The organism is Granulicatella adiacens ATCC 49175 (assembly GCF_025150565.1).
GTDB classification, from domain to species: Bacteria; Bacillota; Bacilli; order Lactobacillales; family Aerococcaceae; genus Granulicatella; species Granulicatella adiacens.
Genome location: NZ_CP102283.1, coordinates 515,073 through 527,725 on the forward strand (window position 1 = coordinate 515,073; position 12,653 = coordinate 527,725).

A 12,653-nucleotide genomic window follows, 5' to 3' on the forward strand; every position below is an offset into this window, starting at 1 on the left:
ATGCAGTTCTCACTACCATATCCATTATAAACGGATATTTTGGTATCGTATCCTTGGTCAATAAGCACCCTATTTTTTCCAGTAAAGAGAAGAGTATAAAGAGGACGTTTGAAAAATGATAACCGTGGATAGCCGTTATAGTGGAATGAGTGATGGGGGATAGCATTGAATGTGAATTACGCGGAGTAGAAACACTTTTCGTACTTCGCGTTTGAAGCTTCAAAGACCAAGAGACCTAGGCTCTTGGCGGTGCCCCATCACAAACTCCACTATATTCAAACGGCTATCAATCAGGTTATCATTTTTCAAAATGTTGGAAGGAGAGCAAAATAGTTATAGTAAACCGCAAGAAAGGATAAGAGCTTTTGGGAATTTCATTGTAAAATAAATTTAGAAACGAAATCAAAATGAATGGAGGGGTTTTGATGAAAGTAGCAGTTGGCGTTGATATTGGGGGAACAAAAGTAGCTGTTGCGTTGATTAATGAGAAGGGAGAAATTGTTAGTCGTTCTCAAAGACCTAGCCAAACTGCGAGTGCAGAAGGTTTGTATCAGGGAGTGGTCCAACTCATTCAAGAGGTACTCGAAGAAAATGATTTACGTATTCAAGATACATACGGTATTGGTGTTGGTTTGCCAGGGAAAGTGGATGTGGAAAATGGGGTAGCTGTTTTCCAAAATAATATTCCTTGGGCAAATTTTCCAGTCGTAGAACGATTAAAACAAACATTCGGCGATATTCCAGTACGCATTGACAATGACGTAAAAGTGGCTGCCTATGCGGAATATCGATTACTTCATTTAAAATCGTCTGACATGTTTGGTTATGTCACTGTATCAACAGGAATTGCAGCGACTAACATTGTCAATAATACGATTTTACGCGGGGAAGGTTTTTCAGGAGAAATTGGGTTTCTAAAAGTTCCGTACTTTGAATGTTTAGAATCGTTAGAGGGAGCTTGTTCAGGTGTGGCTATTGAACGTACAGGGAGAGAGTTGTATGAAGATGTAGCCTTAACTACAAAAGATGTTTTTGAAAAATGGAGATCTGGAGAAGAAGCGGCAAATAGAATCATTGAGGAGACTGCAAAAGGCCTAGCAAGTGCATTGCATGGAATGGTTTGCCTTCTGGATCCAAAAGTGATTGTATTTGGGGGTAGCGTTTCAAACTACAATCCTGACTTCATTGAATTGATTAAAGAGGAATTGGGAAAACTCTTGCATCACGAACAAAAACATATTTTAGAAAATATAAAAGCATCCACCATTAAGGGAGACAATGGAATTATTGGAGCGGGACTTCTTGTAGTAGAATAAGCAAACGATAAAAAGTGCTAGGATTTCCTAGCGCTTTTTTATTTACCTTAACTTTTTCGCGGTGTGAGATAAACTATTTTAGTAAATTTATCTCATAGAAATCCTTTTGATTATCAAAAAAACATCAGTTTATTGAAAGGATAGTGGGGAATCACATTGAATGTGAATTAGGTGGAGTTAGGAATGATTTCCTTACTCCACCTTTGAAGTTTCAAAGGTGAGAGACATAAGGCTCGAACCGGTGTCCCACTATAACTCTTTCAATAATAAAACTGATGTTTTAAAGATAATCAAAAAGAATGCCCGTAAACGTTATAAGGTTTAGGTGGATCCTATCAAGAATTGTTAAATAGCCTACTTCTCTTTGCAATGGGAGATAAACTAAGAAAAGTTCACTTGTACATAAAGAAAAAGAGCCCCTCGGCCTTTATAATGACATTAATGGCGGTTACAACCGATGTGAATTACAGATTCTTGAAGAGAATTCTTCTAGAATCTGTTTGAAGCTCGGTAGGGTTGAGACCGTGGCTCAACCCGGTGTAGCCTTTTAAGTCATTATAATAACGTCCGAGAGGACTCTTTTCTTTTTATTTTAGAAAGGCAGCAGATAACTTTTCTTGGTTTATCTCACTAAGCCTACCGCTTTTTCCATCTTGCGTAGTGTTTTATTCGCTACGTAATTTGCTTTCATAGCACCCTCATCCAAAATCTCATCTAACTTATCAGATTTCAACAACTCATAATAACGCTCTTGGATGGGTTCCATAACTGCGATAATGGCATCGGCTAATTCTTCTTTAAATTGGCCATAACCTACACCTTTGAAGCGTGCCACTAATGATTCAATACTTTCACCAGAGAAAGCAGAGAAGATGGTTAATAGGTTCGATACGCCAGGTTTTTCAGCTGGGTCGAATTCAATCACACCACTTGAATCAGTAACCGCGCTCTTAATCTTTTTACGAATCACAGCGGGCTCATCGAGCATGCTGATGTATTCTTTTACGTTTGCGTCTGATTTACTCATTTTCTTTGTAGGTGTTTGAAGACTCATGACACGAGCTCCTGCTTTTGGAATAAAGGGTTCTGGCATCACAAGTAATTTGTTGCCATTTCCATAGCGACTGTTGAAGCGTTCAACGAAGTCACGTGTTAATTCCATATGTTGTTTTTGGTCTTCTCCAACAGGGACCACTTCAGCATTATATAAAACGATATCGGCTACCATTAGCGGAGGGTAGGTTAATAACCCTGCCGAAACGGATTGTTGCTTTTGAGATTTATCTTTGTATTGCGTCATGCGTTCTAATTCACCAACGCCGACATTACATTGTACGATCCATGCGGCTTGTGCGTGTGCAGGAACTTCAGATTGAACGAAGATGGTTGATTTTTCGGGATCCAAACCAATCGCAAGGTAAAGTGCTGCAAGCGAACGAGTTTGCTCTTTTAATTTTTTTGGATCTTGTGGAACGGTAATCGCATGTTGGTTTACGATACAGTAAGTACAATCATACTCATCTTGCAGTGCCACGAAGTTTTTCATAGCTCCAATATAGTTTCCAATGGTTGGAATTGCAGAAGGCTGCACGCCAGAGAAAATTCTTTTTTTAGACATAGTAGTGCTCCTTAAAGTTTGTAGTTTTATTATACCTTATTTTGAAGGGATTTTCATGAAAAATAAAAATAATATTTTTCAGGGATTGTGAATACAGTCAAATTCCTAAAGTCTGTTTCTATCAGAATGAAAGCGAGTGAAAACTATTTTGAAAGAATAAAATTTTCATTAATTTTGCAAAAAGTTTGTGAAAATCAAAAATTTTTTCTAAAATCATATAGATTTTTTTTAATATATCATATATAATAATACACGTATTAAAGCCAGAGTATCATATTAAAGGAGGACATAGCGAATGGTTACATTATATACCTCACCAAGTTGTACATCATGTCGTAAAGCTCGAGCTTGGTTAGAAGAGCACAATATTGAGTACACCGAAAGAAACATTTTTTCAGAACCATTAACAATCGATGAAATTAAAAACATCTTGCGTATGACAGAAGATGGCACCGAAGAGATTATTTCAACTCGTTCTAAAGCCTTTCAAGAGTTAAAAATCGATTTAGATGAAGTCCCTTTGAATCAACTATTTTCATTAATCCAAAACAATCCAGGATTACTACGTCGTCCAATTATGTTAGATGAAAAGAGATTCCAAGTCGGATATAACGAAGACGAAATCCGTCGTTTCTTATCAAGAGAAGTACGAGCATATGAATTAGATATGGCTCAACGTTTAGTCAACTTTTAAAGAAAATTAGCCCGGAGAATTCAGGGCTTTTTTTGTGCACAAAATGAATTAGTTATTTGGAAAAAGATGGAAATAATCATTCACAAGCGAACTGCTTGTAAAAAAAGGAACTTCAATTGAAGTTCCTTTTTATAATTCTTTATAGTAATACACAGCCAGTTGTGTACGGTCTCTTAACTCTAACTTTTCGAGTAAAGCGGATAAGTAATTTCTAACGGTTCCTTCGCTGAGATACATTTTCTCAGCGATTTCTTTATTGTTAAAGCCTTCTGCAACCAGATAGAGCAGTTCATTTTCACGTTCGCTTAAATGAGCGCTTGATTTCTTCTCAAATGTTTTCTTCACTGGCATTTCAATCGTTGAATCATAAACAATTTGCCCGTTCATTACAGCTTCGATGGCTGGCAGGATGCCTTTAATATGTTGTTTTAATAAATATCCCTTACAACCAATCGAAAGTGCTTTGGTAATATACTCATCATCTTGGAAGGTCGTTAGGAATAAAATATTTGCTTTTGGAAAATCCTTTAAAATTTCATGTGCTGCCTCAATTCCACTAGTTGGTTCCATACGAATATCCATCAAAACGAGGTCTGGTTGATGAGTAATATATAATTCAACAGCATCACGCCCGTCGTTTCCAGTCCCTACCACTTCAATATGGTCTTGAACAGATAGAATGGTTTCTAAGGCTTGCAAAACTAAAAAGTCATCGTCGATAAGAATCGTTTTAATCATGGTGCTCCTCCTGTTTAGGAATACGGATAAAGATGTCATATCCGTTTGTAGTTTGTAGTGTCATAACTCCTTTATGTTTCTCTACGAGTTCTTTCATCATTGTGAGTCCCATTCCCGGGGTTATATTATGAGTTTTGTTCCCGTTATCTTTATATTGAATCGTATAATAATTGTTCTGTTCTAATAAGAACAATTGAAGTTGATTTCCATTTGAATACTTCATAAAGTTCGTAATCATTTCCTTACAAATGGTAAGGATATCGTATTTCAAACCGATGGGGATCTCATCAGATATTGTGTTTTGATAATTGACTTGCGCCTTCTTCTCAAGGGGATGAAGAATTTCATCCATCTTTTGAGAAAGTAAGAAGGAGTCATCATAAAGGTTATGAATGGTTGAACGGATTTCGTTCATTCCGCTTTGAAGAATTCCTGAAACTTGTTCCAATTTTTTCTCCACAACAGGTTCATTAGTGATAATTTGTAGGGCTTCTAGTTGCATAATCGACGCACTCAACGTATGTCCAATTTGATCATGCAAGGCATGGGAAATACGGTTACGTTCTTTGAGAGTAGCCACCTCCATCTGTTTTAAGGTTTCTTCTTGGCTAAATTGCTGCCTTTGAAGTAGAATCAATCGTTCATGCTCCAAGTCGTCTTGGATAAGGTGACTCTTTATTCTGAATTTTTTATCATAGCTACTACGCAAAATAAGATATGTTCCAATAACGGTTAGTAGTAATGTTAATAGATTTGGACGTAGTAGAAGGAGAACTCCAGTAAAAATTCCTGGGGGTCCAAACAGTTGAGCGGCATGCATGATGAAAATTGAAATATAAAGTACACACTCAGGAAAGACAATACATAATGCACCAGAAATTACCAAAGCAATGCGTTGTATCCAACTATTTTCAAAAACTTCCATGGATAGAGAGAAAATAAAAATACAAAGTCCTAGAAAGATTGTAAAGACCTCTACTTGTTGTCCTATCAAATACATACTAATCAGAATAAAGAACATTAATTTCTCTAAAAAAGTCCGCAAATCTCTCACCTCCGACGCTCTTTCTTTCAGTGTAGCCCAAATAGGGAGAAATATCTACTCATTTATGACAAATGTCATATACAACTAACGACATTTGACACTAGTTTGTGACAAGCATGCTGGATATACTAAGAATGTAAAAACAATCAATGAGGTGAAGACATGGAAAACAGTATCCAAGTAAAAAGTCTTGTAAAACGATACAAAGACTTGATGGCATTAAATCATTTTGATATTGAAATTCGTAAAGGAGAGCTGCTAGCGCTTCTTGGACCAAACGGATGTGGAAAGACAACTGCGATTAACAGTATGTTAGGATTTTTAACCTTTGATAGTGGTGAAGTAACGGTTTTAGGAGAAAGCAAGTTTCCGTTATCCAATAAAGTACGACGCGAAATTGGGATTGTTCCACAGGATTTAGCGTATTTAGATAATTTAACAGTAGAAGAAAATATTGATTTCTTCTGCGGACTGTATATTTCAGATTCTAAGCAACGAAAACAATATGTACAAGAGGCAATTGAGTTTGTAGAATTACAAGATTTCCGCAAATTCGTTCCAAAGAAATTGAGTGGTGGGTTGAAACGCCGTTTGAACATCGCCTGCGGAATCGTACATAAACCAAGTCTAATTTTCTTTGATGAACCAACTGTTGCGGTAGACACACAAAGTCGTTCATTTATTTTAGAAGGTATTCGCAAGCTCAATGAACAGGGAAGTACGATTATTTACACAACGCACTACTTAGATGAGGTGGACGGGTTAAGTGACCGAATCGTGATTATGGATAAAGGGAAGAGTATTGTTTCAGGTACTTCTCAAGAATTGAAAAAATCTATTGCAACTTCTGAAATTATCCAAGTAGAACTGTCAACCGTTCCAACAGAAGAACAAGTGGCTCGCTTAAAACAAATTCCGCACGTTCTTGTTTTAGAGCAACATAAAGATCATTTGAAATTCAACTTCGAACAAGGAACGAATCACTTGCTTCACGTGGCTAATGCCCTTGAAGAATTGAACTTGAGCTATGTTCGTTTATACAGTGAACAACCAAGTTTAGATGATGTATTCCTTGCATATACAGGGAAAGGACTTCGAGATTCATGAAGACATTCTTAAAATTATTTACTTATTTATCAAAAGACGCTTTAAAAGATTTTTCATTCTCGTTCTGGGTGTTACTTTATCCAATTATCTTGGTTTCACTCTATTTCGTGTCTTTTTCAGGAATTATGAATCAAGATATGGGTACAGTTCGTGTAGCAATGACAACAAATAATCCATACCATTATGTATTCGAACAAGCGGGAGACTATTTTGAAATTATTGATGTTGATTCTCAGGAGGCTGGGAAAGAACTCGTAACAGATGATAAAGCTGACGGATTCGTTGACAATAACTTAGATGTAGTCGTAAGCAAATCGTCGGGGGTTCCTCAAAGTGTTTTGAAAAATGTAGTGACACAAATTAAACAAGTTCAAAGTTTGGGGCAAGGGGCTGCAAGCATTGATTTTAATAAGAGTTGGGTTACTCAGGCAACCAGCGATGTGAGCCAAGGAACGATGTTATTCTATAGTGCACTTGCCAGCTTTACAATGTATTCCGTATTTAGTGGTGTTGTTTGTGCAGCCTATTTAAACGGAAATGTGTCACCGATTGGGCGACGTATTATGGGCAGTCCATTTAGCAAAGGAAAACTCATTATCAATTGCTTTTTGATTGGATTATTGCTCAATATCACTTCGAACGCAATTTTACTTATCTACATGACACAAGTATTGAAAATTGATTTATTCGCAGATTGGGGAGGAAGTCTCCTTCTTATGTTGATGGGAAATGTATTCGGAATTTCAGCAGGTCTTTTGATAGGAACCAATCAAAAACTCACTATGCAAGGGCGAATCATCTTCTCGTTAATGCTAAACCTCGTTCTCTCGGCGCTAGCTGGAATGATGGGAACAGCAATGAAAGGTTTTGCCAATACCTTTATGCCAGGATTTAATCAATTTAATCCGGTCGCATTAATGGTTACAGGATTTTATCAATTAAACCGACTCGTAGGGAGTGCCCATCTAGGCAGAACTTACTTATTGCTTGGTATTTACACACTAGCACTTCTAGGATGTGCATTATGGAGATTAAGGAGAACACGTTATGATAGTCTATAAATATTTTTTAAAACTTGCTTATCGATTAAAATCATATGCGATTATTTTCCTAGTTATCTTTATGGGAATGGGACTTTCTCAAGTGCTAGGAAATCAAGAAGTAACAGGATTCCAAGACACAAAGTATAAAGTCGTGATTAAAGACGAATCAGAAGGAAATAGCGACATTATCAATGCAATGATTGCTTCTCTGAAAAAAGATCATAAAGTCACTCTAACAACCAATAGCGATAACAGCATGAAAGAAGCAGTTTATGCAAATGATGCGGATGGCGCAATGTGGATTCCATCAGACGTTGATGCAAGAATCAACAAAGGGGAAGAAGCATTGAATATGGAAATTGGAAATTCGCTTGAAGGAAATTTACTTCGAGAGTACGTAAATTCATATATACGCTATGCAGTCGTGTTGAAAAATCAAGGCAATTTCAGTGCTGAAAATATGGATAAAATTTTAAAAGAGCAAGCAACAGTGAGTGTGATATCAAAAGATGCTACTGTCAAAGATGCAGATTACTATGCAAAATTTGGTGAAATCTATTTTTCATACACACCATTTGTTTACATTTCAGTCTTTATCTTCTTGCTTGGATTAATCTTTGCCTTACTTGAAAAAGATGAAGTAGCAAAACGAATCATCATCGGCATGAAGAGCGTGAATCGTGTGACGTTTGAAAAATTCCTTGGTGGATTAACCGTCGTTGGAATCATCGTAGGAATTAATTTAGTTTTTGTTGCTATTTTAGCACCAAGCTTCTATGTGAGTGCAGGAGCTCCAAAATCATTAATGCTCACGATTTCGATGGCTCTTACAGCCTACGCATTAGCATTCCTTTGCTCAGTAATTATTGGGGACAATCGTTATGGTTATTCTGCAGCAAGTACAGTGATTGGGATGGGATTATCGTTTATCTCTGGAATTTTTGTACCATTAAGTTTACTTAATCCGGTAGCTATTAGTATCGCAAAATTCTTCCCAGTATATTACGTGATTTCAGCTGCAGAAAATCCTTCAACAGATTTTTCAAGTTACGCTTTCAACCTAGGAATGGTCCTCTTATTCGGAATATTATATGTTGCATTAGCCTTTAGTATCCAACAGATTCGTACAAGACAATTTGGTCGCAGCCTGAAGAAAGCCTAAGCCTTATAAAAGAAAAAGTATCGTCGTTTCGCGCCCAATTCCATCCTATCGACCCTTCCAAAAATAAGAAATACGAATGAGTTAAATTTACAAATTAGTTTTGGATGGATGCCATAAATTTAGTTGAAAATTTATTTTAAAGAAGATTCCAAAGAAGACTGCGGATTTTATAATCGCAGTAACGGGGAATCGCATCGAATGTGAGGGAGAAAGACAGAAATAGCCTAAATATAATTATGTATTTAGGCTATTTCGTTTTCTTTCCCCCACAAAGTTGAATAGGAATGAGCTAGCTGGAAACAGCGAAGTTCATTCCATTCAACCACTGTGCTTACGCGGAGTACAGGACTTGTCCCGTAGTTAAAACAGTTTATAAAGTTAGACGCAGTAGCTGATTGAATCAAGCTTCATCACTTGTGATTCGCTTAATTCTAATCAGCCTTGCGGGGGTAAGACTACAAAGCAAACAGGACTCACACTGTGAGTCCTGTTTTGTCTTTGGTCTTACTCCCGTTTGAAGCTTCGAAGGTGCAAGACTACAGGCTTGCGCCGGTGCCCCGTAACAGCGATTATAATTCAAATTCACAAGGATTCGCAGTAATCTTTTTTAGTATATTTGAACGCAAGTTCAATTTGCCCCATCCAAGCTATTTTTCAAGAAGCACAAACCAATTAATATTCGTGTTCCAATCGTATTTCTTTTATTTTTGTCAGGTTTGGTCTAGAATAAATAAATAAGGAAAAAGGGGTGAATATTATGGAAATGGAACGCATTAACGACGATACATTCTTATTACGTATCGAGAACCAAGATCTCATCGACCGTGGTACATCAATACCTGAATTACTTGGAAATCCAGGCGAAATCGAAGGCTTTTTCCATAGTATTTTAGAGGAGATGGGCGTCTTGAATCAATTCGAAGATTCAGACGGATTGAGTTTCCAAATCATGCCAAATCCAGACGGCCTAGAACTCTATGTAACACGTATTGTGGACATGGGAGATGAATCGACAGACGAGCGTATGGTGCGCAATATCGTTGATACGATTCAACATTCTCTAACAGACCGTATTGGGAAGAAGCGTAAAGAGGATAAAGAAGAAGGAAAAATTTCTCCAAAACCAGTGATAAATACGGAAGAACAATCTTCAACATTGAAACCAATTGATATGACAGTAGTTTTTGAAGACTTCGAAGACTTTGTTTCAATGGCAAAAGAAACAGCAGGTGAGTTTGACCAATCTGTTCTTTACCGTTACAGCGGACATTACTTCTTACATGTTTTCCATCAAGTGGAAAAACCAGAAGAAGTGGCTGCGAAAATGGCACTTGTTCGTGAGTATGCTGAGTTTTCAAGAATTTCATGGGAAGTATTAAAAGAATACGGCGAAGTAATTATGCCAGAAGCAGCCTTGGAAACAGGCAAACAATATTTCTAAAAACCAAAAAGAGTTGAGCAGTCGACTCTTTTTTTGATACAAAGGAGTAATTAAGATGAATGAAACCATCCAAACACAATTAAATCACCGTACGATTCGTGCGTTTAAAGACCAAGCATTGACAAAAGAGGAAGTGGATTTACTAGTAGAAGTAGCGCAAAGAACAGCGTCAAGTATGTACTTACAAGCGTATTCGATTATTAGTGTGACAGACCCAGAGTTGAAGAAAGCATTAGCGGCAGTTAGTGGACAACCATATGTGGCAACTAGCGGACATTTATTCGTGTTTGTGGTTGACCAACGTCGTAATACGGAGATTGCAAAAGCCCTAGGACAAGAAGTGGGGGTTCAAGGTAGCGCAGACCGTTTCGTATCGGGGTTAACAGATGCAGTGATTGCAGCTCAGAATGTTGTTGTGGCGGCAGAATCTTTAGGAATGGGGACTGTGTATCTAGGAAGTTTCTTTAACGATACAGCAAAAATTGTTGAGTTACTAAATTTACCAAAATATACTTACCCAGCAATCGGATTAGCTGTGGGTTGGCCAACGCAAGAGCCACAATTAAAGCCACGCCTTCCAAAAGAAGTGATTCATATGGAAAATGGATACCGTGAACTTGAGAATCCATTAGAAGAGTTGAAAGAGTATGATGCGACTGTTACAGAGTACTACGACCTTCGCGATGCGAACCGTCGTGTAGATGCCTTTACAAAACAAGTGTCTACAAAATACCATACGCTTGGGGCTAAACGTGCGAAAATGCTCGATGTATTAAAAGCACAAGGCTTCCTAACAGAAGAATAAAAAGAAGACAAGAAATAGTCGATTCGACTATTTCTTGTCTTTATTTGTTTTATTGAATGTTTAAGGAATCAAGTACTGATTGTTTCATGCCTTCGATTGAAAGAACTTTTGTATGACGGATTGGGGCATCCAATACACTTGTTACAGCTGTTGGAATGGCAATGCCACTTTCTTGTTGAATCGCGTTCATCAGTTCTGCGTCGGATTGATTCGTATCCACGTCTAGTGCTGAAAGTACGCTTTGTGGGAATTTGTATGGACTAGCAGTCGATACTACCACTGTAGGAGTTGCGTCTTCTGTTTCTTTTTTATATTTCGCATACACAGCATCTGCGACCGCAGTGTGTGGATCTAATAAGTAATGCTCACTCTTAAATACATCATGAATCGTTTGAGCCGTTTCTTCTTGGCTTGCACGGTTTCCGTAAAATTGCTTAAAGAGAGCCGTATCTGTATTTGGAACAGAGTAGCTTCCGTTTTCTTTTAGGGAAGTCATTAGTGCGTTCGTTGTGTCCGAGCTACGTCCTGTTAATTCGAAGACGAAACGCTCAAGGTTACTTGAAACGAGGATATCCATACTTGGAGAACTTGTTAATTTAAATTCGCGTAGTCGATTGTATGTTCCAGTTTGGAAGAAATCAACAAGCACATCGTTTTCATTTGAAGCGCAGATGAGTTTGTTGATTGGCACACCGATTCCTTTTGCGTAGTAGGCTGCTAGGATGTTACCGAAGTTACCCGTTGGAACCACAACGTTCATTGGATCGCCAATTGCTAGAGTGCCGTCTTTCACTAATTGTGCATACGCGAATACGTAGTACACGATTTGTGGGCAAAGACGTCCAATGTTGATGGAGTTTGCAGAAGAGAATTGGAATCCTTTTTCTGCAAGAGTAGCATTTAATTCTTTATCCGCAAATAACTCTTTGACTTTTGTTTGCGCGTCATCGAAGTTTCCTTCTACTCCATAAACAAATGTGTTATCGCCTGCTTGTGTGACCATTTGGCGTTCTTGGATTGTACTTACGCCGCCTTTTGGATAGAAGACGATTATGTTTGTATGAGGAACGTTCGCAAATCCTGCAAGGGCCGCTTTACCAGTGTCTCCTGAGGTCGCTGTTAGAATCACGATTTCTTTGTCAGACTTGTTTTTCTTAGCAGCAGTTGTGAGAAGGTACGGCAAGATGGATAGTGCCATATCCTTGAAGGCGATAGTTCTTCCGTGGAAGAGTTCCATGAAATGACGGTCGCCGACTTTTTTCACAGGTGCGATTTCTTTTGTATCAAACGTTGTATCATATGCTGAATGTACGCAGGCTGTGATTTCTTCTTTTGTAAAATCTGTTAAAAATGCAGATAAAATTTCAATGGCAATTTCTTGATAGCTTTGATTTTGTAACACTTCCCAGTCCAAAGTCACTTCTGGGAGGGTAGTTGGTACGTATAATCCGCCGTCTTCAGCGATTCCTTTTAGAATGGCTTGAGAAGCGGTCACGCGATTGTTTGTGTCTCGTGTACTAATGTATTGGATTGTGGACACTTGAGTCCCTCGCTTTCTAAAATTTCGTTTGGCTCATTGTACCATAAATCGCGGTGCAAACACAAAACACTGAGCTACTATCTATGAAAAACATTCGATTGGAGATTCTATTTTTGTTTTTTTGAAAAGAAAGAATTCCCTTAA

At 37.9% G+C, this 12,653-nt stretch carries 11 protein-coding genes; 7 read left to right on the forward strand and 4 right to left on the reverse strand.

Features of this window, described 5'->3' with window-relative positions; translation table 11 throughout:
- Positions 1-425: 425 nt before the first annotated feature.
- Positions 426-1,316: an ROK family protein gene (locus NQ540_RS02660; RefSeq protein ID WP_039849191.1), complete on the forward strand. Its 891-nt coding sequence runs from the start codon at positions 426-428 to the stop codon at positions 1,314-1,316.
- A gap of 622 nt (positions 1,317-1,938) precedes the next feature.
- On the opposite strand, the gene trpS is transcribed toward NQ540_RS02660, so the two are convergent.
- The gene (gene trpS, locus NQ540_RS02665) at positions 1,939-2,934 is read right to left on the reverse strand and encodes a tryptophan--tRNA ligase (RefSeq protein ID WP_005607129.1); all 996 of its coding nucleotides are present in this window, start codon (positions 2,932-2,934) and stop codon (positions 1,939-1,941) included.
- Positions 2,935-3,229: 295 nt separating this feature from the next.
- Here trpS and spxA point away from each other — a divergent pair, with 295 nt between their 5' ends.
- Positions 3,230-3,628, forward strand: a complete 399-nt coding sequence (gene spxA, locus NQ540_RS02670; protein ID WP_005607127.1) for a transcriptional regulator SpxA — start codon at positions 3,230-3,232, stop codon at positions 3,626-3,628.
- A gap of 129 nt (positions 3,629-3,757) precedes the next feature.
- Here the strand turns inward: spxA and NQ540_RS02675 are convergent, their stop codons facing one another.
- Entirely contained in the window at positions 3,758-4,366 is a 609-nt protein-coding gene (locus tag NQ540_RS02675; protein WP_005607126.1) for a response regulator transcription factor, read from the reverse strand.
- Positions 4,359-5,387, reverse strand: a complete 1,029-nt coding sequence (locus NQ540_RS02680; protein ID WP_005607124.1) for a sensor histidine kinase — start codon at positions 5,385-5,387, stop codon at positions 4,359-4,361. Before NQ540_RS02680 ends, NQ540_RS02675 begins: the two co-directional genes overlap by 8 nt.
- Positions 5,388-5,573: 186 nt before the next feature.
- Between NQ540_RS02680 and NQ540_RS02685 the strand changes: the two genes are divergently transcribed.
- The 5 genes from NQ540_RS02685 to NQ540_RS02705 all read left to right on the forward strand — a co-directional run bounded on the left by NQ540_RS02685 (position 5,574) and on the right by NQ540_RS02705 (position 10,969).
- Positions 5,574-6,518 carry an ABC transporter ATP-binding protein gene (locus tag NQ540_RS02685; RefSeq protein ID WP_005607123.1) on the forward strand — a complete coding sequence of 315 codons (945 nt, stop codon included), beginning with the start codon at positions 5,574-5,576 and terminating at the stop codon, positions 6,516-6,518.
- Positions 6,515-7,579: an ABC transporter permease gene (locus NQ540_RS02690; protein ID WP_005607121.1), complete on the forward strand. Its 1,065-nt coding sequence runs from the start codon at positions 6,515-6,517 to the stop codon at positions 7,577-7,579. The genes NQ540_RS02685 and NQ540_RS02690 overlap by 4 nt, the downstream gene beginning before the upstream one ends.
- The gene (locus NQ540_RS02695) at positions 7,566-8,723 is read left to right on the forward strand and encodes an ABC transporter permease (RefSeq protein WP_005607119.1); all 1,158 of its coding nucleotides are present in this window, start codon (positions 7,566-7,568) and stop codon (positions 8,721-8,723) included. The genes NQ540_RS02690 and NQ540_RS02695 overlap by 14 nt, the downstream gene beginning before the upstream one ends.
- Positions 8,724-9,480: 757 nt before the next feature.
- Positions 9,481-10,164, forward strand: a complete 684-nt coding sequence (locus NQ540_RS02700) for an adaptor protein MecA (RefSeq protein WP_005607117.1) — start codon at positions 9,481-9,483, stop codon at positions 10,162-10,164.
- Between the two features lie 55 nt (positions 10,165-10,219).
- Entirely contained in the window at positions 10,220-10,969 is a 750-nt protein-coding gene (locus tag NQ540_RS02705; protein ID WP_005607116.1) for an NADPH-dependent oxidoreductase, read from the forward strand.
- Positions 10,970-11,018: 49 nt separating this feature from the next.
- Here the strand turns inward: NQ540_RS02705 and thrC are convergent, their stop codons facing one another.
- On the reverse strand, positions 11,019-12,509 hold the full coding sequence (thrC, locus tag NQ540_RS02710; protein ID WP_039849190.1) for a threonine synthase: 1,491 nt from the start codon (positions 12,507-12,509) through the stop codon (positions 11,019-11,021).
- Positions 12,510-12,653 lie beyond the last annotated feature (144 nt).